The 21,107-nt window shown below is 43.9% G+C and carries 23 protein-coding genes and 1 pseudogene; 6 read left to right on the forward strand and 18 right to left on the reverse strand.

Annotated features, from left to right (window positions below; all coding sequences use genetic code 11):
* The coding region (locus V7654_RS02505) for a hypothetical protein (protein ID WP_335428221.1) at positions 1 to 224 on the forward strand (224 nt) is incomplete at its 5' end.
* Between the two features lie 202 nt (positions 225 to 426).
* Here the strand turns inward: V7654_RS02505 and V7654_RS02510 are convergent.
* Complete coding sequence (locus V7654_RS02510) at positions 427 to 1,665, reverse strand: efflux RND transporter periplasmic adaptor subunit (protein WP_335428225.1); 1,239 nt, start codon at positions 1,663 to 1,665, stop codon at positions 427 to 429.
* Positions 1,666 to 1,679: 14 nt separating this feature from the next.
* On the reverse strand, positions 1,680 to 2,342 hold the full coding sequence (locus V7654_RS02515; RefSeq protein WP_335428227.1) for a hypothetical protein: 663 nt from the start codon (positions 2,340 to 2,342) through the stop codon (positions 1,680 to 1,682).
* Positions 2,343 to 2,695: 353 nt separating this feature from the next.
* Here V7654_RS02515 and V7654_RS02520 point away from each other — a divergent pair, with 353 nt between their 5' ends.
* Positions 2,696 to 4,333, forward strand: coding sequence for an SWIM zinc finger family protein (locus V7654_RS02520; protein ID WP_335428229.1), 1,638 nt, complete (start codon positions 2,696 to 2,698; stop codon positions 4,331 to 4,333).
* A gap of 136 nt (positions 4,334 to 4,469) precedes the next feature.
* Positions 4,470 to 7,310 (forward strand): DEAD/DEAH box helicase, encoded by a 2,841-nt coding sequence (locus V7654_RS02525; protein WP_335428230.1) that lies wholly within the window; start codon positions 4,470 to 4,472, stop codon positions 7,308 to 7,310.
* Between the two features lie 164 nt (positions 7,311 to 7,474).
* Here V7654_RS02525 and V7654_RS02530 read toward each other — a convergent pair whose 3' ends face one another.
* Together V7654_RS02530 and ssb are read right to left on the reverse strand one after the other, a co-directional pair.
* Positions 7,475 to 7,687 carry a hypothetical protein gene (locus V7654_RS02530; RefSeq protein ID WP_335428232.1) on the reverse strand — a complete coding sequence of 71 codons (213 nt, stop codon included), beginning with the start codon at positions 7,685 to 7,687 and terminating at the stop codon, positions 7,475 to 7,477.
* Complete coding sequence (gene ssb / locus V7654_RS02535) at positions 7,684 to 8,082, reverse strand: single-stranded DNA-binding protein (RefSeq protein WP_335428234.1); 399 nt, start codon at positions 8,080 to 8,082, stop codon at positions 7,684 to 7,686. Before ssb ends, V7654_RS02530 begins: the two co-directional genes overlap by 4 nt.
* A gap of 250 nt (positions 8,083 to 8,332) precedes the next feature.
* Between ssb and V7654_RS02540 the strand changes: the two genes are divergently transcribed.
* Positions 8,333 to 8,776, forward strand: a complete 444-nt coding sequence (locus tag V7654_RS02540) for a YwpF family protein (RefSeq protein WP_335428237.1) — start codon at positions 8,333 to 8,335, stop codon at positions 8,774 to 8,776.
* A gap of 307 nt (positions 8,777 to 9,083) precedes the next feature.
* On the opposite strand, the gene V7654_RS02545 is transcribed toward V7654_RS02540, so the two are convergent.
* The 6 genes from V7654_RS02545 to V7654_RS02570 form a co-directional block, all read right to left on the reverse strand.
* The gene (locus tag V7654_RS02545; protein WP_335428238.1) at positions 9,084 to 9,404 is read right to left on the reverse strand and encodes a hypothetical protein; all 321 of its coding nucleotides are present in this window, start codon (positions 9,402 to 9,404) and stop codon (positions 9,084 to 9,086) included.
* Between the two features lie 217 nt (positions 9,405 to 9,621).
* Positions 9,622 to 10,044 carry a 3-hydroxyacyl-ACP dehydratase FabZ gene (fabZ, locus tag V7654_RS02550; protein WP_335377362.1) on the reverse strand — a complete coding sequence of 141 codons (423 nt, stop codon included), beginning with the start codon at positions 10,042 to 10,044 and terminating at the stop codon, positions 9,622 to 9,624.
* Positions 10,045 to 10,134: 90 nt separating this feature from the next.
* Entirely contained in the window at positions 10,135 to 10,395 is a 261-nt protein-coding gene (locus V7654_RS02555; RefSeq protein ID WP_335428239.1) for a DNA-directed RNA polymerase subunit beta, read from the reverse strand.
* Positions 10,396 to 10,410: 15 nt separating this feature from the next.
* Positions 10,411 to 11,256 carry a flagellar hook-basal body protein gene (locus V7654_RS02560; RefSeq protein ID WP_335428241.1) on the reverse strand — a complete coding sequence of 282 codons (846 nt, stop codon included), beginning with the start codon at positions 11,254 to 11,256 and terminating at the stop codon, positions 10,411 to 10,413.
* A 78-nt stretch (positions 11,257 to 11,334) separates the two neighbouring features.
* Entirely contained in the window at positions 11,335 to 12,153 is an 819-nt protein-coding gene (locus V7654_RS02565; RefSeq protein WP_335428243.1) for a flagellar hook-basal body protein, read from the reverse strand.
* A 329-nt stretch (positions 12,154 to 12,482) separates the two neighbouring features.
* Positions 12,483 to 13,487 (reverse strand): rod shape-determining protein, encoded by a 1,005-nt coding sequence (locus V7654_RS02570; protein WP_335428244.1) that lies wholly within the window; start codon positions 13,485 to 13,487, stop codon positions 12,483 to 12,485.
* Between the two features lie 294 nt (positions 13,488 to 13,781).
* Here V7654_RS02570 and V7654_RS02575 point away from each other — a divergent pair, with 294 nt between their 5' ends.
* Positions 13,782 to 13,964 carry a hypothetical protein gene (locus V7654_RS02575; RefSeq protein ID WP_335428245.1) on the forward strand — a complete coding sequence of 61 codons (183 nt, stop codon included), beginning with the start codon at positions 13,782 to 13,784 and terminating at the stop codon, positions 13,962 to 13,964.
* Positions 13,965 to 13,998: 34 nt separating this feature from the next.
* Here the strand turns inward: V7654_RS02575 and V7654_RS02580 are convergent, their stop codons facing one another.
* Positions 13,999 to 14,139: a hypothetical protein gene (locus tag V7654_RS02580; protein ID WP_335428246.1), complete on the reverse strand. Its 141-nt coding sequence runs from the start codon at positions 14,137 to 14,139 to the stop codon at positions 13,999 to 14,001.
* A gap of 77 nt (positions 14,140 to 14,216) precedes the next feature.
* A complete protein-coding gene (gene spoIIID, locus V7654_RS02585; RefSeq protein ID WP_031307660.1) occupies positions 14,217 to 14,489 on the reverse strand; it encodes a sporulation transcriptional regulator SpoIIID in 273 nt (90 codons plus the stop codon).
* Positions 14,490 to 14,942: 453 nt separating this feature from the next.
* On the opposite strand from spoIIID, the gene V7654_RS02590 reads away from it, so the two are divergent.
* The gene (locus V7654_RS02590) at positions 14,943 to 15,731 is read left to right on the forward strand and encodes a LysM peptidoglycan-binding domain-containing protein (RefSeq protein WP_335428247.1); all 789 of its coding nucleotides are present in this window, start codon (positions 14,943 to 14,945) and stop codon (positions 15,729 to 15,731) included.
* A 39-nt stretch (positions 15,732 to 15,770) separates the two neighbouring features.
* Here the strand turns inward: V7654_RS02590 and V7654_RS02595 are convergent.
* The 6 genes and pseudogenes from V7654_RS02595 to V7654_RS02620 all read right to left on the reverse strand — a co-directional run bounded on the left by V7654_RS02595 (position 15,771) and on the right by V7654_RS02620 (position 21,082).
* Positions 15,771 to 16,435, reverse strand: a pseudogene (locus V7654_RS02595) (3'-5' exonuclease).
* Between the two features lie 332 nt (positions 16,436 to 16,767).
* Positions 16,768 to 16,950 (reverse strand): hypothetical protein, encoded by a 183-nt coding sequence (locus V7654_RS02600; protein ID WP_335428249.1) that lies wholly within the window; start codon positions 16,948 to 16,950, stop codon positions 16,768 to 16,770.
* Positions 16,951 to 17,246: 296 nt separating this feature from the next.
* Positions 17,247 to 18,851 carry a gamma-glutamyltransferase gene (gene ggt, locus V7654_RS02605; protein ID WP_335428250.1) on the reverse strand — a complete coding sequence of 535 codons (1,605 nt, stop codon included), beginning with the start codon at positions 18,849 to 18,851 and terminating at the stop codon, positions 17,247 to 17,249.
* Between the two features lie 97 nt (positions 18,852 to 18,948).
* Positions 18,949 to 19,524, reverse strand: a complete 576-nt coding sequence (locus tag V7654_RS02610; protein ID WP_335428251.1) for a hypothetical protein — start codon at positions 19,522 to 19,524, stop codon at positions 18,949 to 18,951.
* Between the two features lie 58 nt (positions 19,525 to 19,582).
* Positions 19,583 to 20,212 carry a hypothetical protein gene (locus V7654_RS02615; protein ID WP_335428252.1) on the reverse strand — a complete coding sequence of 210 codons (630 nt, stop codon included), beginning with the start codon at positions 20,210 to 20,212 and terminating at the stop codon, positions 19,583 to 19,585.
* 297 nt (positions 20,213 to 20,509) lie between these two features.
* On the reverse strand, positions 20,510 to 21,082 hold the full coding sequence (locus tag V7654_RS02620) for a hypothetical protein (protein ID WP_335428254.1): 573 nt from the start codon (positions 21,080 to 21,082) through the stop codon (positions 20,510 to 20,512).
* Between the last annotated feature and the right edge of the window lie 25 nt (positions 21,083 to 21,107).

Here is a 21,107-nt window from a genome sequence, read left to right on the forward strand (position 1 = left end):
GCCTAGACTCTATGGACAACCGTTTATCAGGCGTTGAGGAGGGACAAAAGAGCTTACTTAGAGAGCAAGGTGAAATGCGTAAAGAAGTAGCTTTTTATTATGGCAGCCTAATGAGGAAGCTGGATGAAACAAAATTAGAGCTATCTAGTGAGTTAAAGCATGTTTCTACTATCCAGAAGCAACACCAGGATGTTTTAGAGATACTAAACGATAGGCAGCAGTAGGAATTCACACCACATGTATCCCCTAAGACAATCCTCAACCTATAGTCCACTATCAATTTCTTTTCATTTTTTAAGTCTATTTGTTCGGTTCATATAAAGCATACACTTTAACGCATCACCGCGCCGGGGGTCTGACCCCCACCGCATTAACGTGGAAAAGGAGAGGCATTTGCCTCTCCTTTTTATTTCTTCACTATAAAAATTAGTGTTTGAAGAATCCTACCATGATGGATTTGAAGATGTCTTTTTTGGTTTCTTGTTTGAATGTTTTATTGGCTATGGTGTTTGGTTTTAGTTTGCTGAAGAATGGGTCGCCAGCTTTTTGGACTTTTTCCGGGTTATTGACGACGAGTTCGCCTGGTTTTGCGCCTTTTTGCACTTCGACTTTTCCGCCTAGGTTCATGCCTTTGTCAATTTTGCGTTTCTCCACTTTTCCAGCTTTATTCAACACATAGATATAGCTTGCGTTCTTCGTCTTCTTCACTGATTCCGCAGGAACGATCGCGGCGTTGCGCACTTGATCGGTGATGACGGAAACAGCCACGTGCGTACCCTTTACAAGATTCACTTGATCTCCGGTAAGCTCGACTTCATACGGGAAGCGGCTTTCCTTTTTAACCGAAGGATCCTGTTCTGGATAGTTCGCGATTTTGGTCAAAGTGCCTTTTACGTTTCCCTTGACCAAATCAGATTTAACATTAACCTCCATGCCCGCTTGGACTTCCTTCAGGTCTTTTTCGGTAAAAGCTCCTTCGACCTTTGGGCTGTCCGAAATAATCGTTAGGATTGGGTTCTTCAAATCATAGTTAATGTTTTTCACAGTCCCCGCAACTTCACTGTTAATGCCGAGCTGGTCGCTGCCATTCTGCGAGTTAAGAGTGTTATCATATTGCTGGATTTCCGAAGTGATCCTGGTTTTCTCGCTCTTCTTGTCATATATTTCTTTTTCAATCGAAGCATTCACAAGATCCTGCGAAGACGTTCCGGTCCCCGTTGTCCCGTCCCCGCTTACAGGCAAGCTGTTATCCGTAGCAGATTCTGAAACAGACAGTAAATACTCCAGCTGCTGGATTTGTTCATCGATCAAAGCCGATTCCCTGACAAGCTGGTTCTTTTCGGCCTCCAGCTTTTGCCGGTCCGCATCGTTCCCATCGGAGGCATATTCATACAATGGGCTGCCTGTGTCGACCTGGTCGCCTTCTTTTACAAGGAAGTTTTTAAAACCGCCTGGGGTGTCATTATAGTAGACTTGATGCTCCTCAACTGGTGTGACGACGCCATCGGCATTCAGGGTTTTCGTCAAATCTTCTTTTCCAGTCGCTGTCCATTTATTAATATAAGAAGAGCGCACCGCTTTGCTGTCGTCTTTTAATGCTAAGTACAGATTTCCCGAGACAAATAGAATGCCTGCAGATAATAGAATTGCTGTCTGTTTTTTCATATGGTGCACCTCCCTTAAAGAATTTTCTCAAATTGGACGAACGAAAAGAGCGCTGAGAACAGCCAGAACACGAGATTGATGCCGATGACCATCAATAAGACCATTCCCGGTTTTTTGCCGGTCAGCATTTTTACATACTTAAATTCTATGAAAATAGCCCACACTTTAAATAGAGAAATAGCCGCAAGGAAATAGATGATAAAGTCATTTCCAGTTATATATTGGGCGATGACGCCAAGCGAGAACGGTGAGGATGTTTTAATTAGACCGAGCGTGGTTGCAAGCGGAATAATGATAACTTTTTCCAGCAGCAAGATCGGCAATACAAATTGCTGGACCGTCACAAATTTTTTCAGGCCGATGTCGGACAGTGTCCAAAAGAACAATGCCGGTATGAAGATTATCGCTGCGCCGTAAAAAAGACCCCAGATGATCTGGCCAAACATGAACAGCAATTTATGCAATTCATAGTTTTCCCGCGAAATGGCGGTCAAATTTTTTGATAGATATTCAGACCCGATGCCAAAATAGGCACTGATGCCAAAAATCAGGCCGCTTAGCAGGACGAGCATCGTCGTATTCTTCCAAACTCCGGGTACATACTCAGAATCTCGTAGCTTATATGTATATAGATCAGGATAAAAAAGGCCGCGAAGCACGGGCATTCGGTTATTCATTTTATGTCCCCCAGATTCTTTCTTGTATAGTACATTTTATATGATAAAAATCAAAAACTGAAATGAAAACAGGATATTTTGTGGAAATTTTTTTAAATATGTCACAAAATGGGATGCACCATTTTCTGTATTCAACAAATTCCCCACAATTCCCTTCCCCATTTTTCAAAATCAAACATCCCCACTCCTCTAACAACTCATTTTTGGGTATAATAGAAGAATATGTTTTTTTCGGATTTTTTGAATGATTGTACAAACACGTGTTGAAGGGTCCGCTGCTTATAACAGCTGGATTTTACAAAAAATCAGCGGCTTCTATGGCCGATTGATGTTGTGAGAACGGAGGAATGGTTGTGGCTGTCATACCTGAGAATCAGGCACCAATTTTAAAAGAAGCCGCCTCAAAATTGAATATGCTACTGAAGCCTGAGGTCGAGGAGGATTCACGCCTTGTCCAAAAAGGGCTAATGCTTTATCGCCAAGGGACGGTCCACCATCTGAAATATATGGTGAAGTCCATCTGGGCAACGGTCCAGGATGTGACACCTGTCCGCGTCTACATAAATGTTGCAGACCCGCAGGAAAGCAGCTGCACCTGCCCTGCCAATTCGTTTTGCCGCCACCGGCTCGCCGCTTTCTTCCAGGCTTACAGTGATGTAGCGAGCGTTGGCGACTGGGTCGAAGCCTGGCGTAAGCCTGCCAAAGAGTCACTGAACGCGGAAAAATGGGGGCTGCAGAAGGCAAAGGATCTTGTGAAAAAGGATACTCGTAACAGCCATGATTACGAGCAGTGGATTGCTTCTTTTACAGAAAGTTTTGAGGAAATCATGAAGGGTCAGGGTGATCCGAAACCTTATGTCGTACCGGGATTGTTCCGGACTTATGTTCGTCGGGTTGAGGTTTCCGCCCCGCTTGAAGCTGTTTGGAAAAATCTATATATGATCGCTGCTGCTGTTTATTCGTTTAATTTGCTTTCTGAACTGGCCTGTGAGCTTGGCCACGATGACGATGTGACGATCGACCGGTATTATCGCCCGCTTTTCGAGGATTTGTTCAACGATGCCGAGGACTATATCAACCGGGTAGCATTCAATACAATGCCGTTTTCGTTTGATGCTTTTCTGGAAAAAATTAAGGATGAATCAACTGGATTGACGATTCCTGATTCTGCCTCAGGCTATGAACGGATTGATTTATACAGGCTTTTATGGGAAAAATTATTTAAAAATACCGCCTGGCGTGATGATGAGCGTGCGCGTCTTGAGGCATTTGGTGATGGAAAACGGGATATCAGTGAAGAAATCGCTCTTATCCATCAGCTGATTCTGGCTAAACAGGATCAGGATGCTTTGAAAAGATTTTCGGGTTTATCTGTTGGGTCTCTTCCATTTTTGTTTTACTGGCTTGATGGATTCCGCAGGTCGCGCGAGTGGAGCCGGATGGCGCCATTCATCGAGTATCTCGTCCAGCAGCTGCGGAATTATTTGAAGCATCTTGGAGAGTATTACACGTGCAAAAAATTCACCCGCTATGCTTTGAAGCTTGTTGGGGCTTATACGAGGGAAATCGGGCGCGGCGAGCTGTATGACCGTGCGCTCGCGCAAGCAATGCCATACAGCTTTTACGAATATGAGGATGCTTTGTTTGAAAAACGCCAGTATGAGCAGTGGAGCGAGCTGTACTCCTACTTCGGGTTTGAGTACAATTCGATTTCGAATGAGCGAATCAAGGTGCTGGTGAAAGAAGCGCCGGATGTTTTGATCCCGCTCTATCACCAGATGATCGGCGACCTCGTCGAAATGAAAAACCGCAGCAGCTATAAACAGGCAGCCCGCCTGCTGAAAAAACTGCGGACAGTTTATAAGAAATTAAAACGCATGCCCGAATGGGAAGTTTTCTTCGATAAATTACTCGTTAGAACAAAAAGACTCCGCGCATTCCACGAAGAATGCACCCGGAGCAAACTCATAGAAGTTGCAGAAGTAGAATAGATCGTGTTGATATTAACGCTTTAAAGCACTGGGGGTCAGACCCCCAGTACGGTGATGCGGTGAAGTGCCGGGGGTCTGACCCGCGGCGCGGTGGTGTGTTAAAGCGATGGGGGCTAACCCTTGGGGAGGTGTTTGGATGCTTGAGATTAAGCAGATTCGGATTGGTGTGATGCCTGTTACTGGCGGGCGTTATTTTTTGAGTGCTGAGGATTTTGATGGTTTTGACCTTCAGACATCGGTGTGGAAGAAGCTTTTGTTTTTCCGCCATAAGGAAAGCTATTACGGGACGATGGTGGAGAGTGATAAGTGGGGCGTTACGGAGGGTGTGACGCTGAGCGCATGGCAGCTAGTCACCCTGTTCGGTGAGGAGAGCTTCAACAGGCTTGTTGAATGGGAATGGGATGAAATTGGCGACATCTGCCTTTCCACTGCCCATGCTGTCTACGATGCAATCCTCGCGAAGGAATGGCACCCGGATTTCTCACAGCTTGATGCCGAGGATTTTCGCTGGGCGCTGCCTGCGAGTGTGCTCGATGAGTTCCATGAGCCCTTCTGGGATGAAACGATTAAGGTAAAAGAAGAGTCCATTTCCGTTCGCGCATTTGCTGAGGACCTATTCCACAATGCTCTTGAATCTTATTTCCATGAAAATGAGACGATGAAATATCTGCTTGGCGACAAGCTTGACGTCCTTCGGAATAAGCAGCTTTCTGCGCAGCAGCTGGCTGCATATTTTGATGAAGACCGCTGGCTTGAATGGATTGGCCTGAAGGAAAGTCCGGCACCTTTTACTATCGGGATGCGCCTTGAGGAACCGCTCGATGATCTTGGTGACTGGAAACTAGGTTTATTTTTGCGCGGGAAAAATGAAGCGATGCTGATTGATGCAGGTGATTATGAAAGCTATCCTGCTGGCTGGGATGATTTTAGCGAGTTTGTCGAGAATGAAGAAAAGCGCCTGGCGAACATTTTCCCGTGGATCGCTGATGATGATGAGCCTGAGGCACGCCTTAAGTCCAGCCTTACAGAGGATGAAGCGTGGATGTTCCTGACCGAAGCGAGCGAGACGCTGATTGCACTTGGCATTGAAATCCTCCTCCCGTCGTGGTGGGAAGCGGTGAAGAACACAAACTTGAAGGTGAAAGCTCGCCTGAAGGGCCAGACTGGCTACCGCCGTTCGTTTGTCGGCTTGAATGCAATGCTCGATTATGATTGGCGCTTCTCGATGAATGGTGTTGACTTAAGTGAGGATGAATTCCAGCGCCTTGTGAATGAAAAACGCAGGCTTGTGTACTTAAAGGGCCGCTGGATCAAGCTCGATCATGGCTTCATCCGCCAAATTCAAGACTTGATGAAAAAAGCGGATCAGGAAGGTTTGCATATTCGCGACCTGCTGCAGCAGGAGCTGGCAGAGGATGACGGTGAGGATGGAGACGGACTTGATGATCCTCGCGCATTCGCAAAAATCCAGATTGAGCTTAACCGCCATTGGAAGCAAATGATGAAGCAGTTGTCGGAGACGAAGGAAATACCAGATTCGCCGGTGCCAGTCAGCCTGCAGGGTGAGCTCCGCCCCTATCAGAAACTTGGGATGAACTGGCTGCTGTTCTTGCGAAAGTATGGATTCGGTGCTCTGCTCGCAGACGACATGGGTCTCGGGAAAACAATTCAGCTTATTTCTTATTTACTCTCTGTAAAAGAACAGGAAAACGATGGTCATCCTGCGCTAATCATTTGCCCTACTTCCGTTCTTGGCAATTGGCAAAAAGAAGTCGAACGTTTTGCACCTGATTTGAAGGTCCACCTTCACTACGGTCCGTCCCGCTTAAAGGGCACAAATTTTACCGAGGAAGCGATGGCATCGGATATCGTTCTGACATCTTACGGCCTGACGCACCTGGATTTCGAGGATCTTGAAGTTGTGGAATGGAGCAGTGTGGCGATTGACGAAGCACAGAATATTAAAAATGCGGATACGAAGCAGTCGCGTGCCGTTCGCAAACTGAAGGGCAAGCACCAGATCGCCCTAACCGGTACGCCGATGGAAAATCGCCTGTCAGAATTGTGGTCGATCTTCGACTTCACTAACCGCGGCTACCTCGGCAGTGCCGGCCAGTTCCAGAAGCAATTCATCTTGCCAATTGAAAAGGAAGATAAGAAGGAAAAAATCGTCCAGCTTCAGTCGCTGATCAAACCGTTCCTGTTAAGACGGACGAAGAAGGATGAAGATGTTGCGCTGAACCTGCCGGATAAGGTGGAACAGAAGGAGTATTGCCCGCTTTCCGCTGAGCAGGCTTCACTTTACGAGCAGCTTGTTAAGGATACATTCGCGCAGATCGAGCAGTTATCTGCCTTCGAGCGCAAGGGCTTGATTTTACAGCTGCTGAGCAGGCTTAAGCAGCTTTGCAACCACCCTGCACTTTATTTAAAAGAAGCAGACCCAAAGCATTTGATCGACCGCTCAGCGAAAATGGAAAAGATGATCGAGCTTGTCCGCGCTGTGCTTGATCAGGAGGAAAGCTGCATCATCTTCACCCAGTACATCGGTATGGGCGAGATGATTCAAGCCGCTTTGAAAAAGGAATTCGGCATCGATGTTCCATTCCTGAACGGCAGCCTGCCTAAAGCGAAGCGTGATGAGTTGATTGCCAAGTTCCAAGACCGTGAGTTCCCGGTATTCCTGCTTTCACTAAAGGCTGGCGGAACAGGCCTGAACTTGACTGCTGCCAACCACGTTGTCCATTATGACCGCTGGTGGAATCCTGCGGTTGAAAACCAGGCAACGGACCGCGCCTATCGGATTGGCCAGAGCCGGTTCGTGCATGTTCATAAGCTGATCAGCACTGGAACACTTGAGGAAAAAATCGATGCCATGCTTGAGAAGAAGCAGTCTTTGAACGACCAGATCATCCAGAGCGACAGCTGGATCACCGAGCTGTCCACGGAAGAGCTGCATGATTTGGTGTTTTTATCATAAAGAGAACCAGCGCCCCCCAGGTGCTGGTTTTTTCATTTTCTTCAGAACAGAAAAAACCGGCTTACCAAAGCCGGTATGAAAGTTGAGGGTATATTGGAGATCTTTTATTGATTCTCTCTATTAAAGATTTTTAAAGAAGTTATTCCGGGGATATCTATTGCAGTTCATCGATTGGAGTACTCTCTTTTGCTATACATGGAGTTTGGTTTTGGTGGTTCGGCGATGAATGAGTAAACGCGGTTGAATTGTTGTTCTTTAGCGGCTAATTCGAGCTGCCTGACCTTCTTAGTTAGTTCATCGACTCTCTCATTTGTTTTGCCTACCATTTTGATCAGGCTGACCAGCAGCTTTTCAAGGGATTCATTTTCACTTGTCAAAATGGAAGCTCCTCTCTTTCCCTCTCCACTGGCGGCGCAAAACTTTCAACTTTATGTTGGGTGTTTTCCTTAATTGGCTTTGAACTCAAAAACCTTACTCCTTCGGCAACTACCTCTGTAACATAAACTCTTTTGCCTTCCTGGTTCTCATAATTGCGGGTCTGAATCCGCCCCGTCACTCCGATGACCGAGCCCTTCCTGCAATAGTTAGAGGTATTTTCAGCTGTTTTGCCCCAAAGTGTACAGTTGACAAAATCAGCGTCAATTTCCCCGTTGGGATTTTTGTAATGCCTGTTTACCGCAAGTGTGATGTTTGTGACTGCTTTTCCATCCGGAGTCCATTTCAGCTCCGGATCTCTTGTCATTCTGCCTACTAGCGTAACTTGATTTATCACCTTATCAACTCCTTTCTCGGTTATATCCAAATCATATTCCTATCCGTTTTCGGAGTAAAATGACGAAAATGCATGTTTTCGTCTTAAAAATAATCACCCACAGCATTTTTACCGCTGATTTTTCAGTTTTCAACAACCCGCTTATGCCGAAAACTCACTTTCCGCCTTTTCGGGAATTTTTTTTCGACAATCATGCTTTTTTTCGTTTTCTATTACCATTGTGTTATAATTTGGACAAGTATTACGGGAGGTGGTTGACATAAAGACCTTTAAGTTGATCTCAATGCAGCTTGCTGATGATGATGCTTTATTGGATATCGATATGGAGGACGGCCTTATTATCAACAAAGAGGATGATAAGGGAACATGGCTCGTGGAGGTTTTTACCGACCACAAATATATCCCTTATTTTGAAGATGCCTGCGCGAATGATAAAGAAATCATCGTTCAAGTCGTCATCACTAAGCGGGAAAATGATCCTGCTTCATTCTCGACAAAAGTATGCTGCGTCAAAAAGCTTAAGAAACATGCAAGCATCCTTCTGACCGGAAAATTGACAAAACCAAAGAGCGATTACCCAGAAAAACTATTGGAGCACTTGATCGATAATGGCTTCACTGGTGACCAATTATTAGCTGAATTCAAACAAAATATTGTTACAAGGCCAAAGATTGCTCTGCCTAAAAAAGTATAATCCGACTCCAGCTGAATGAATTTAGCTGGAGTTTTTTTGTTAAACGTGTTTTGTTGTTTGACCGATCAGGATTTTCCAGCGAAATGGAAAACGTAGAAATTATCAGGATTTTCGAAGAAATTATCGTTAAAACTGTAGAAATTAATAGGATAACTGTAGAGATAAATTCATTTTTCGTAGAGATTATTCAAATTTTCGTAGAAATTAAATGTAAAAGCCTAAAAATCAATGGCAAACCTAAAACGTTGAAATGAAGAAAGGGCCTCAACAAATAAAAACGGGCAGGAATCCCCCGCCCTCTAGCCAATTATTCGTCTTTGTTATCTTTGTCGTTCATGTCTCTTTGGTCTTCAACAGCATCTTCACCTGGCTCATTGTTGTCCTTCATCATGTCGCCATCGTCATCTGTGTTGACATCCGGAGTGTCGGGAGCATTGTCGTTATTATCATCGATCACACCATTGTCATCGACATTTCCGTTGTTATCATTCATATCGTTGTTGTCTGCTGGGTTCTCGACATCCACATCATCATTTGGAGGCGGTTCCTGGTCATTATTCGCGCAGCCAGCAAGGAACATTGCTGATAGCAATGAGCCACCGATTAACATTAATAGCTTTTTCTTCATGAGTAAAAGCCCCTTTCATGTAGTAGGTTTTTTAAGACCTGTTGCACGGGTCTGCTGTTATATTGCCCACTCGCTAAAAAAACTTGCATGATTTTAAAATAATTTTGCATTTTTATGACAGCGGGCTGTTGCGCTGATTTCATATTTTATCCATACAAAAAACCGAACCAAAAAGTCTCCTTCTTAGTTCGGTTAAATTCGTGCTATTTGTATTTGTTTATTTAATCGCAAAGGTAATTTCTGCTTCGCAAGCAAGTTCTCCATCCACAGTGGCGATTGCTTTGCCTTTTCCGATTGGTCCGCGCAGCTTGACCATTTCAACTTCAAGACGAAGCTGGTCGCCTGGTTTTACTTGTCTTTTGAAGCGGCAGTTGTCGATTCCGGCAAAGAAGCCGATTTTCCCGCGATTTTCTTCAAGCTTCAGAACAGCTACTGCTCCTACCTGAGCAAGCGCTTCGACAATCAATACACCAGGCATTACTGGGTAATCAGGAAAATGCCCATTGAAGAATTCTTCGTTGGCAGTCACGTTTTTTATACCAACAGCCCTTTTTCCCTCTTCTATCTCTAAAATTTTATCAACCAGCAAAAATGGATACCTATGTGGAATGATTTCTTTAATTTGTGTAATATCAAGCATTTTTAGTACCTCCTATTAATATTAGGTGCTTATCTACCATTGTACTAAAAAACATAATAAAAAAGGAAGGGAAATTCCCTTCCATCCTAATTATTCTTTATTCACCAGATCCACAATATGAGTCCAGGTTGATTTTTCAAATATATCTTTTGCTTCCCCGCCGCCCATGATGGCATATCCGAACATTGCGCCAAGCATAATGCTGGCACCCAAAAGGATGAGGACAATAATAATCCGAAGCCAGATCGGAATAAGGCGAACCCGGATTCTTTTCTTTTTTTCGCGTGTTTTCTTTTCTTTTTTCACTTGTTCACGCGTTGTTGCTTCATGATTATTTTTGTTCAAAGCCATTTTGTTCTTCCCCTCTTAACGGATGCCGTTCACCAGTCCAAGCATTTGGTCAGCCAGTGTAATCGTCTTGGCATGGAATTGGTAGCCTCGCTGGACATTGATTAAATCCGTCATTTCTTTGCTCATATCGACATTTGATTGCTCAAGAACACCCTGCTGGATGGAAACCTGATTTCTTAATGGTCCAGTCAATTCTGTAAGGATGTCCGCTTCAGTAACTCCAAGGCCATTCAGGTCAGCTGGAAGTCCAAGCAAATTGCCGCCTTTTTGCTCTAAAAATTGCGGCTTCTTCACTAATACTACACCAAGATTCACTTCCTGGCTCGTACCATCATACATTTCTGCTGAAAAATTGCCTGTTTCATTGATTTTGAAGCTTTTTACATTGCCGGTAATGGTAATGGGCTGATTGTTTTCGTCGAGGATGGCATGGCCGTCACTGTTGACAAGCATCGTCTCATTATCGGAAATAGGTGATAAATAAAGCGCGCCATTCCGAGTTAAATTCAAACTGGTGCCGCCATTTTCATTTTGGACCATTACCCGGTAAAATTGTCCTTCAGCAGTAAACGCAGTGTCCAAAGCACGGTCCGTTGTTTTCAAGCTTCCCTGGGTCATAATCAACTGAGTCTGGCCTAGCCTTGCGCCTGTACCCTGACGGACGTTGAAAGGTGTCTGGCGATTCCGTTCCAGCGCATCATTAGGCTGATTGCGGAATTCCTGCACCAGCAAATCGGTAAAAGATGCATCACGGCGCTTATAGCCTGCTGTATCAATATTCGCCATGTTATGGCTGATCATATCCATCTGCTTTTGCAGCTGGGAAAGTGAATTTGTAGCCGTAATCATCGTTCTGTTCATATTTTATCCCTCAATGCGATCTATAATAGGGCCGCCTTTTATTTTCTTAAAACAAATCCAAAATACAAAACAAGTTGATTAAAGCTTGCCGATTTCATTTGCTGCCTTTTCCATGCTGCGGTCGTAGGCTTGAAGGATTTTCTGGTTGGCCTCGAATGCACGGTAGGCTGTCATCATCTCGGTCATGGTCTTGCTCATATCGACGTTTGATTGCTCTAGAAAGCCTTGCTGCAGCCTGAATTGGATGCCGGCTGTGCCGAATGCGTTTGGAAGTGCTGCGCCATCTTCAGTCCGGAACATGCCGTCTCCCTCTTTAATCATACGACGAGGGTCAATGGCATATCCAATGCCAAGAATCGCACTTTCTCCGTTTTCACCAGTAATGACGCCAGTTTCATGGATTGTAAAACGGTCGCTTGAAAGCTGGATTTGCTGGCCGGAAGAATCGAGTACATAATGACCGCTGCCGGTTGTCAGGTAACCTAGGCCATCAACCGTGAAATTCCCATTACGAGTATAGCGGACCGAGCCGTCTGTATGGCGAACATTGAAGAACACGGAGCCGTTTTCGGGCATATTTATATCTTGCAAAGCCACGTCCGTCTTATTGCCTGTTTCGCGCAAATCGCCCTGGATGAATTTTGGAATGGCTTCCTGCATGTATACTCCAGTATTAATCGTGCCAATTTCCTTACTAAACGGTAAATTCAAACCGTTCTCTGTCGGGATTCGCTCCTTGTCAAATCGCTGGAGCAGCATTTCCGGAAATGCCCTCATGGCAGATTGATCCGCTTTGAAGCCCGGAGTGTTGGCATTGGACATATTATTCGTCAGCATCTCCGTCCTGCGCTGCTGCGCAAGCATGCCGGATGCAACTGTATAAAACCCTTTAAACATGTTTCCACCTCATAGGATAAGAAATGCGAAAGCTCCATGGAACGTCGATAAAATCGCCACTGTTGGCCATTTGCTATCATGGGCGTCCGAAAATATTTAGAGCGAGACAGTAATCGGATTATGAAATATTAATACTATTTTATAAAGTCGAAATAGGAAATTTTTTCACTACTTCTTATTATAAGAAATATATCGGCTAGAAACATTAAAAATTTGCAGGAAAATGTAGGATTTTGGGTTTTATTCCAGAAAAATTGGGTAAAATGCAAAAAAATCTGGAATTTCCCGCAATTTTCACCGGGAGATCTCCAGATTTTTAACCAAATTATTTATACGATTCTGCGACGCCCAGCAATGCGGTCAATGTTATCAAGCATGATGCCAGTTCCAATTGCAACGCAATCCATTGGGTTTTCCGCAACCAATACAGGAACCTTAAGCTCTTCCATCATCAGCTGGTCGATGCCGTGAAGCAATGCGCCGCCTCCAGTTAAAATGACACCGCGGTCGATGATGTCAGCGGAAAGTTCTGGTGGTGTGCGCTCCAATACCGTTTTTGCAGCCTGCACGATGACTGCAACAGATTCTCTTAGTGCCTGCTCCACTTCTTCAGAACGGACTGTGATCGTCCTTGGAAGCCCGGAAACCATATCGCGTCCGCGGATTTCCATTTCCTCATTTCGGCCGCCTGGGAACACGGTTCCAATGGTTAGTTTAATATTTTCAGCTGTACGTTCACCGATCAACAGCTTATATTCACGTTTAATGTAATTTAAAATTTCTGCGTCAAACTTGTCACCAGCCATTTTAATCGATGCTGATGTTACGATATCACCCATGGAAAGTACGGCAACATCCGTTGTTCCGCCGCCGATGTCAACGACCATGTTTCCGCTTGGCTGGAAAATGTCCATGCCTGCGCCAATCGCCGCAACCTTTGGCTCTTCTTCAAGGTATACTTTCTTGCCACCGCTTTTTTCAGCTGCTTCCTTGATCGCTTTTTGCTCAACGCTTGTAATATTGGTTGGACAGCAAATCAGGATGCGAGGCTTGGACAAAAAGCCCTTAACATTCAGTTTATTGATGAAGTGCTTTAGCATAGATTCTGTCACATCAAAATCAGCGATAACTCCATCTTTCAAAGGACGAATCGCTACGATATTGCCAGGTGTACGCCCAACCATTTTGCGAGCTTCTTCCCCAACAGCTAAAACCTTATTTGTGTTCTTATCAATCGCCACAACAGACGGTTCATTCAATACAATTCCTCGGCCTTTAACATGGATCAATACATTGGCAGTACCAAGGTCAATCCCAATATCCCTAGCAAACATTTCGTTTTTATCCTCCTTGACAAATGGCTGGCTGCGGCTGATTAGCCCCGTTTTCTCTATGACTTACTGTCTCATCCTTGTGAAAAAGATGACGATGTTCGAGATTATCCAGACGCTGCCGCAATCTGCGAACCATATTCTACCCTAATTGTTTATTTTATCACAATAATAGGAAATAAGTAACCGATTGCTGAAAAATTTGACACGATATGTTGAACTTTGTCATGAAGCCAGAAATTTTTGTTTGTTTCCTGTAAAATTGGTAAAAAGCGAATAATGATCGGAGGAAATAAAATGAGTTTTTTAATCGCGGCAGGCGTGCTTGTCATTTTTGGTTCCTATATGATTATCAAGAATGCCCGCGGATCTGCAGACCGAGGCGATGGACCGGATATCAGTGACCCATCTTCTGCGCCCGACAGCATCGGGGACAGAGGCCATGACTCTGATGACGGAGATGGGGATGCTGGAGAGTAGTCTTATTCTTCTAACTTGGTCATATGTGACCAAATTAGTTTAGAATGTAAATTGCTCGATTGTACTTGTCCACTTCAACACATGATAAAAAGGCGGCAGCCTCCGCTAAGTATAGAGCAGAATCATACACGCCTTTTGTGGCGATGCCCGGCTTTTTCATATCTAAGCTGGGCATTTATTATGTTGGCTTCATTTAATGCACAGCTGAATTACATTCCCTCCTTTCTGCAAAATTTACGTTTCCTGATTTGTTCACTTAACAGGCTCTTCTTCCCTTTCCTCTTTCCGGTACTTCATTTTAGTGGCTTCTCCGCCTCTTAAATGGCGAATTGATTTATGATAATCGAGGATTTCTTTTACTTCATTGGCAAGGTCAGGGTTAATTTCAGGCAATCTTTCTGTCAGGTCTTTATGGACTGTACTTTTGGATACGCCAAACTCCTTCGCTATGACGCGAACTGTTTTTCTCGTCTCCACGATATACTTTCCAATCTTGATTGTTCTCTCTTTGATGTAATCGTGCACACCACTCGCCCTCCCTAAATTGGATGTGAGAAGTGTGAAATGAGACTCGCTTCATCGGCAAATACTGTTTTCCGCAATAACTTTCTGTTGCGGCAGAAGGGAATCCTTCTGGATATTACAATGATTAATCAATGTCCCCGGCTAAATCCTCGTATTGTTCAAACGATTCCTCACCTCAAACACTCTCTTTGTCAGGTTTGTAACATTTTATTAGCTTGGTTGAGGATATATGCACGAAAAAAGCAATAGGGACAAGGTATTGTGAAGTTTTTTGGAAAATTCAGCTATTTATTCTTTTTTTAAAGATGTTTTCGTATACTTTGTTGATTTTAATAAGTTGATTTCCACTCCACGAAGAAAAACTTTCCTACGAACCCATTTTAAGGACATAAAAAGAATTTCTCAGCCGAATTCCTGTTGAGGAGTTTATTTTCACATTGGGGGAAGAGCAGCTTGGTTACATACAGACAAACAAGAAACCAACGAATCAGAGAACAAAAACGAAAGGTCTCACTTAAAAGACGCCAGAAGGCAATAGGGGCTGCATTGGCAGGATCACTGGCAACTGCGCTCCTCTTCGGCATGGGCCAAAAGAAAACCGAGGCAGAGGGAACAAGCTATACTGTAAAGAAGGGCGATACGTTGTACAGCCTGTCAAAAAAATTCGATACTTCTGTTGAATTGCTGAAGGTAACAAATTCCTTGTATCGGGACACGATACATAGCGGCCAGAAAATACAGGTTCCTGTTGTCAGTGAGGCGGGTACATATATCGTAAAAAAAGGCGATACACTCTATTCTGTCGCTAAAAAATACGGTGTTACGGTAAAAGCTTTGATGGAGGAGAATCATCTTAACAAAGAGACAATCTTCACAGGCCAGACCCTGATTGTACCGACCCATTATCATCAAGCTGGTGAGGGAATTTATACCGTCCAGCCGGGTGACACGCTATGGAATATCGCCATGCGATATGATTTGAGCTTAAAAGAATTAAAGGATGCGAATCACTTAAAGGAAAATATGGTCCTGATTGGCCAAAGGCTGACTATTCCTGGGGATATTGAAGTAATGGAAGCTACTGTTGCAGGGGCAGCAGATAATTTTACTGTTGAATTCACACAGAATGGACATGCCATTCCGTTAAAAGTCGCCTATGGTACGGCTAGAAAATATCAAGAGCTGGCTGGCAAAACACTGCTTGTTACTTATAAAAATGGTGCTGTCATTCATATAGATTAAACGAAAAAAGGAGCGTTCGCCGCTCCTTTTTTCTGTTCCTTAAAACGGCATCGACCTCATCTGACTGTCCGTCGCTTTAATAAGTTCACCCCAGGTGGAGTGCCCCCTGTCTTTGATTTGCAGGAGAAGCTCTGTGAACAGATAGGCTGTGTCATGGTATCTCCGATGGCGCTGTGGCGGTCGTGAATTCGTGTGCCAAAGGCCATTGCGTATCGCTCGAGATCGCGCATATCGTACGAAGGAGCAATAAAGCCAATCAAGTCCAATGTGTCGATGGTGAACAGCTTTTTCAGTGCCAGTTTTTCGCGTTTCAGCTCACTTTTTAAAACAGCTGTATCAAAGCTGACATAATGGCCAACGAGGCAAACTGTATCGTGTGATTCAACATAATCGAAAAACTGAGAGATTGCGTCCAGTCCAACGGGCGACTCGCTCGCCAGCTCATTCGTAATCGAGGTCAGTTCAATTATTTCCCGAGAAATTTGTCGCATCGGATTTACATAAGTTATATACTGGTCTTTTTCCTGCACTTTCAGTCCGTTGACAGGAACGGCACCAATTTCAATCAGTCTGTCAGTCGTCGCAACCTGGAACCCTGTCGTCTCCGTGTCGAATACAATAAAGGTAAGATTATCGATTCGCGTCGATAAAGGGATCATATCGTATTTTAATGAACAGGAAATATTCTTGCGCTGATAGAACACGAACCCCTCCTTATATCTATCCTTCAAATCTTTTATTAAGCCAGGAAAAAACTATTTCACCCTCTGGCACATTCAAAACTAGCAGCCCACAGACTGCAAAACAGATCACTAGATACAAATCCACTAAACCAACTCCAACCATTCTGCAAAATCATCTAACGATCGCCTCGCTAGATCGAAAATCTAGCAAATACCAATCCCTGCAGTTCTCACACCGAAGGCACGTTGAGGACCAATACACATTCGATACAATTATTAAGGTGTTAGGTATTGAAACTATCAGATTGGCTGAGCACTTAGATGATTTTTAGAAAGAAGTTGAAGTTCGATCACTAGCTGAGGCTGAAGATGAATTTTAACGTATCAAAGAATGAAGCGGGCACCATGATGATCTGAATGAGGAAGTAAAGAAAAATGCAAAGGAATGGTACGGCCAGGAAAATCATATTATTTTTCTTAAAAGCCAATAACAGGCTTATGCCGGTAATGACCAGCAGACCAACTAATATAATCAAACATATACCTCCAATTTAAATTTAACTAAATCTTTAGAAAATTTAATTTTATTATCCGTATTATGTCCATGCAGGTCAAGATACTATTTTAAAAAAGCTAATCGCATCCTAAGTCGTTATTTTTTCGGTCGTGTAAAAAAGTTAATTTCATTAGGCATTCACAGGTTAACTAATATTCTGGGTTTGTCGAAAAAAATTTATTTAATTCAGGTCATGCGGTGGCCAAGTCTCCATCGACATCCCAGAATAGTAAAAAAGGAACGCCCGATTATGAGCGTCCCTTAAAAACTATTTTATTACCAGCACGCAATCGAGCCGTCTGTCCTCATTTCCGTTCCGCCTGTCAGCACGCCTGTTTCAGGATTTCTTACAATGACCTGGCCACGGCCAAAGCTGCCGCCGTCGTACGCCACTTTCATCTGATGCCCGCGCGCTGCCAGCTGCTTGACGATGTGGTTCGGGAAGTTGTGTTCGACCTCGATGTTCTTTCCTTCAATCCATTGCCAGCGCGGTGCGTCCAGCGCGGCCTGCGGATTCAGGCCAAAGTCGATCATATTCATGGCAACCTGGACATGGCCTTGCGGCTGCATGTACCCACCCATTACACCGAATGGTCCGACAGCCTCCTTGCCTTTCGTGATGAAGCCGGGAATGATCGTATGATAGGTTTTCTTGCCCGGAGCAAGTGCATTCGCATGATTCGGGTCAAGCGAGAAATCGTGCCCGCGGTTTTGGAGCCCAATGCCTGTACCCGGAACAACAACTCCCGATCCGAAGCCCATATAGTTACTTTGAATAAAAGAAACCATATTCCCTTCGCCATCGGCTGTCGCTAAATACACGGTTCCACCCTTAGGCAGCGTGCCGGGTTCCGGCATTCTTGCTTCAGCCCCAATTTTTGCGCGGGCTTCCTCCCCGTACTTTTCTGAGAGCAGGTCCTCTACTTTTGCCTGCATCGAAGCTGGATCGGTCACGTATTCCTTGCCATCGGTAAATGCCTGTTTCATCGCCTCCAGCTGAAGGTGAACTCCCTCCACATCCTCACGATGAGAAAACTCATAGCCTTTTAATATATTCAGTGCCATCAGCGCAACGATTCCCTGTCCGTTCGGCGGAATCTCCCAAATTTCATGGCCGCGGTATGAAACAGAAATAGGGTCCACCCATTCTGGATGATAGTTTTCCAGGTCAGACTTACTTAGGAAGCCGCCCGCTTTTTCAGATGCTTCGGCCATTCGATCCGCGAGCTTTCCTCTGTAAAAACTTTCTCCGTTCGTCTCAGCAATTTCCTGAAGAGTATTGGCATGGTCTTCTGACTTCCACATCTCCCCCGCTTCAGGAGCACGTCCCTCCGGAGCAAATACGCGGAACCATTCTTCATATTCCGCTCCCTGGAAGCGATTCTTGTATGCCTTGAAGGCACCTTTCCAGTATTTCGCGAGAATTGGAGTCAATGGATAGCCATTGCGGGCATAGTCAATTGCCGGCTGCAGCACTTCCGTAAGCGGCAGAACCCCAAACCTTTTCGATAGCTCGGCCCATGCTAAAGGTGCTCCAGGAACAGTAACAGGAATCCAGCCATGGGAAGGCATTTTTTCATGACCAAGCTCTTTCACTTTATCGATCGAAATCGATTGTGGCGCAGGACCACTTGCATTCAAGCCATATAGCTGATCCTTCACCCAAACTAAGGCAAATGCGTCGCCGCCAATGCCGTTTGAAGTCGGCTCCACAACCGTGAGGCACGCCGCAGTGGCAATCGCAGCATCAATCGCATTGCCTCCCTTTTTTAAAATATCAAGCCCCGCCTGTGCCGCAAGCGGCTGCGACGTAGCGACCATCCCATTGCGGGCCACTGCCGCCATCCGCTGTGATGGATATGGATATGTATGTAAAGACATTTCAGATACCTCCATTTATTCGTCTTACGAAATATTATAGCAAAATAGCTGAAAATTCTAAATAAAAAAATCCCTTCCTTTTAAATAGAAGAGATTCTCAGTTTCTAAATTTCGTAAACACACCAACCGAACTTTGGGCGAAGATTGTCATCCAGAGGGAAAAAATCCACAAGATAATGGAGAAATAAGCAAAAGTTGCATTCTCACCAAATATAAAAGAAAAATATTCCGCCGCCTTATAGTGTCCCCCGCCGCCAGCGACTATAGCCAAGAACATTGTTCCGTGCAAGATGAAAGAATATTTTCGATGTTCATCACTTTTTCCAAATACAATAGAATACGTGAGTTCATTTTTCCAGAAGGTGAAAACTGACGCAGCCAGCCAGAGACCAATGATCGCCAGTTGCAGGACTGGCTTTTCTTGAAAAACCCTTACGGCAGGCAGCGCAAAGTAGATAGAAGCCAATAGAAAGCTAAAATAGCCAACATAACCTCTTAGCCTGTCTGACTTCTTTGATTTTCCTGTTAAATCAAGATAAACAGCAAATAAAAACAGCGGGATAAAGAGACCCAGCACGAGCCACATATAGAGCATTGAAAAGTCAGGGATTGAAAATGATATTGCTCCAATACCGAGCGGTAAAATCGTTAGTACTGTTGTGTTTTTGACCATTTTATCTCACCATATTTCCTGGTTTTTGAAGCGATAGAATTTTATGAATCTGGTTAACCTACTTTTTAGTTGCTTTTTTCTTCTTCCTGGCCTTCTTTATAGGATTCCGCTTTTTTTCAGGAGGCTTTTCAAAAAACTCTCTTAAAACAAAAATACCTAGCCAGGTCATGAGCACCCCAATCACGTATAGCAAAAAAGCCAAAATAACTGAACCATCGCTGGAACTGATTATGTTTGCAATAATGGCACCCTCAGTATCCCTTATAAAGAATGCACTCAAGAATAAGATCACTGCGACGCTCAACGATATGGCCGGCAGGTATTTTAGTGCTGCAGGTAATCGGTGCAGCACGATACTTTTTAAAATCGAATGAAATAGAAATAGCAGATAGGCGATTAGGAAAACCCCGAACACAATGGTACCAAAGGTAAGCCTAAGAAGAGGAACAATCGCGAAAAACCCCATTAAAACCATCATATCTGCCGCGACAAATAAATTATACTTTCGCCCATCCTCAATTGTCCGATACCAATAAACCGCGATCAATATTCCTATAACAAGAATGGCAAGTTGAAGTTTAAAAGTGGTAAAAGACCAAACCGGGGCTGCACTGCCTATTAAACTGAAAAAGAATAGGATACCTACTTGCATTGCATTAAATCCCCACTCGAATTTTTTCTCTCCCAAATTTCCCCCTCATTTCTTTAACAGATACGATTACCTGATGAAAGGGCCCAGCCTCCCCGGCTGAACCTATTTCTTGCTATTGCTTCAGCTGATATAAATTTCTTTATCCGTTAACCACGTCGGTGGATCCTAGTTACAAATCATCTTCGCGATAATCGCATCAATGTTATGTTCAGTTATTTCACCATTCAATACATTGCTAATTGTATAAAGAATCGTCAGGGTAATGGGAATATTATTAAGGCAAAATAAAAAGAAATGCAATGAAAATAAACATAACAATCCCCAGCCACCAATTTATCTAGAATCTACAGCGATTTTTATAAAGGTAAATGACGTTAAGGTAAAAAGATATCCACCAATCGACATTAGCGTACCAAAGATTACAGCAGCTTCATACTGACTGTAAACCTTGCTGATTATTGTCCCTCCATCGTTCCTTAGGAAGAACCCACTAATGAAAAGAATGAGCACGAGTACAGGTAGAAATTTCAATTTCCCCCTTAGATTAGGAGTAATCGGAAATGTCCTAAATAAAAAGTAAATTACGAACAGTAAATATGATAATAAGTAAATCCAGAATGCTGCTGTATCAATTGTCAGCCTTAAAATTGGAACAATAAGGAAAAAGCCTGTTAAGAAAAACATTACAAAAGATGTTAATAAATCGACTTTTCTTGGTTCTGGTGTTCTTTTATACCAAATAGCCGATAAAATAATCCCGAAAAGAATTAACATCATACTTAATATGAATACTTTTAAAGACCATTCGGGTGTAAAGCTTCCCGCCAAGCTAAAAAACATTACAAAAATTATTTTATATCCAATAATGCTTATGAATGATTCTTTCTTAACTGCCAAAAATCTCACCTAACTTCCCCCAGCCCTTGCTAAC

Origin of the sequence: Bacillus sp. JJ1609 (assembly GCF_036967045.1) — a bacterium.
Lineage (GTDB): Bacteria > Bacillota > Bacilli > Bacillales > Cytobacillaceae > Mesobacillus.

What these genes read in the sequence shown, in the direction of transcription:
- V7654_RS02510 (WP_335428225.1), bottom strand. Translation starts at nt 1,665, where the DNA reads ATGAAAAAACAGACAGCAATTCTATTATCTGCAGGCATTCTATTTGTC.
- V7654_RS02515 (WP_335428227.1), bottom strand. Translation starts at nt 2,342, where the DNA reads ATGAATAACCGAATGCCCGTGCTTCGCGGCCTTTTTTATCCTGATCTA.
- V7654_RS02525 (WP_335428230.1), top strand. Translation starts at nt 4,470, where the DNA reads ATGCTTGAGATTAAGCAGATTCGGATTGGTGTGATGCCTGTTACTGGC.
- V7654_RS02545 (WP_335428238.1), bottom strand. Translation starts at nt 9,404, where the DNA reads ATGAAGAAAAAGCTATTAATGTTAATCGGTGGCTCATTGCTATCAGCA.
- fabZ (WP_335377362.1), bottom strand. Translation starts at nt 10,044, where the DNA reads ATGCTTGATATTACACAAATTAAAGAAATCATTCCACATAGGTATCCA.
- V7654_RS02555 (WP_335428239.1), bottom strand. Translation starts at nt 10,395, where the DNA reads ATGGCTTTGAACAAAAATAATCATGAAGCAACAACGCGTGAACAAGTG.
- V7654_RS02560 (WP_335428241.1), bottom strand. Translation starts at nt 11,256, where the DNA reads ATGAACAGAACGATGATTACGGCTACAAATTCACTTTCCCAGCTGCAA.
- V7654_RS02565 (WP_335428243.1), bottom strand. Translation starts at nt 12,153, where the DNA reads ATGTTTAAAGGGTTTTATACAGTTGCATCCGGCATGCTTGCGCAGCAG.
- V7654_RS02570 (WP_335428244.1), bottom strand. Translation starts at nt 13,487, where the DNA reads ATGTTTGCTAGGGATATTGGGATTGACCTTGGTACTGCCAATGTATTG.
- V7654_RS02575 (WP_335428245.1), top strand. Translation starts at nt 13,782, where the DNA reads ATGAGTTTTTTAATCGCGGCAGGCGTGCTTGTCATTTTTGGTTCCTAT.
- V7654_RS02580 (WP_335428246.1), bottom strand. Translation starts at nt 14,139, where the DNA reads ATGCCCAGCTTAGATATGAAAAAGCCGGGCATCGCCACAAAAGGCGTG.
- ggt (WP_335428250.1), bottom strand. Translation starts at nt 18,851, where the DNA reads ATGTCTTTACATACATATCCATATCCATCACAGCGGATGGCGGCAGTG.
- V7654_RS02610 (WP_335428251.1), bottom strand. Translation starts at nt 19,524, where the DNA reads ATGGTCAAAAACACAACAGTACTAACGATTTTACCGCTCGGTATTGGA.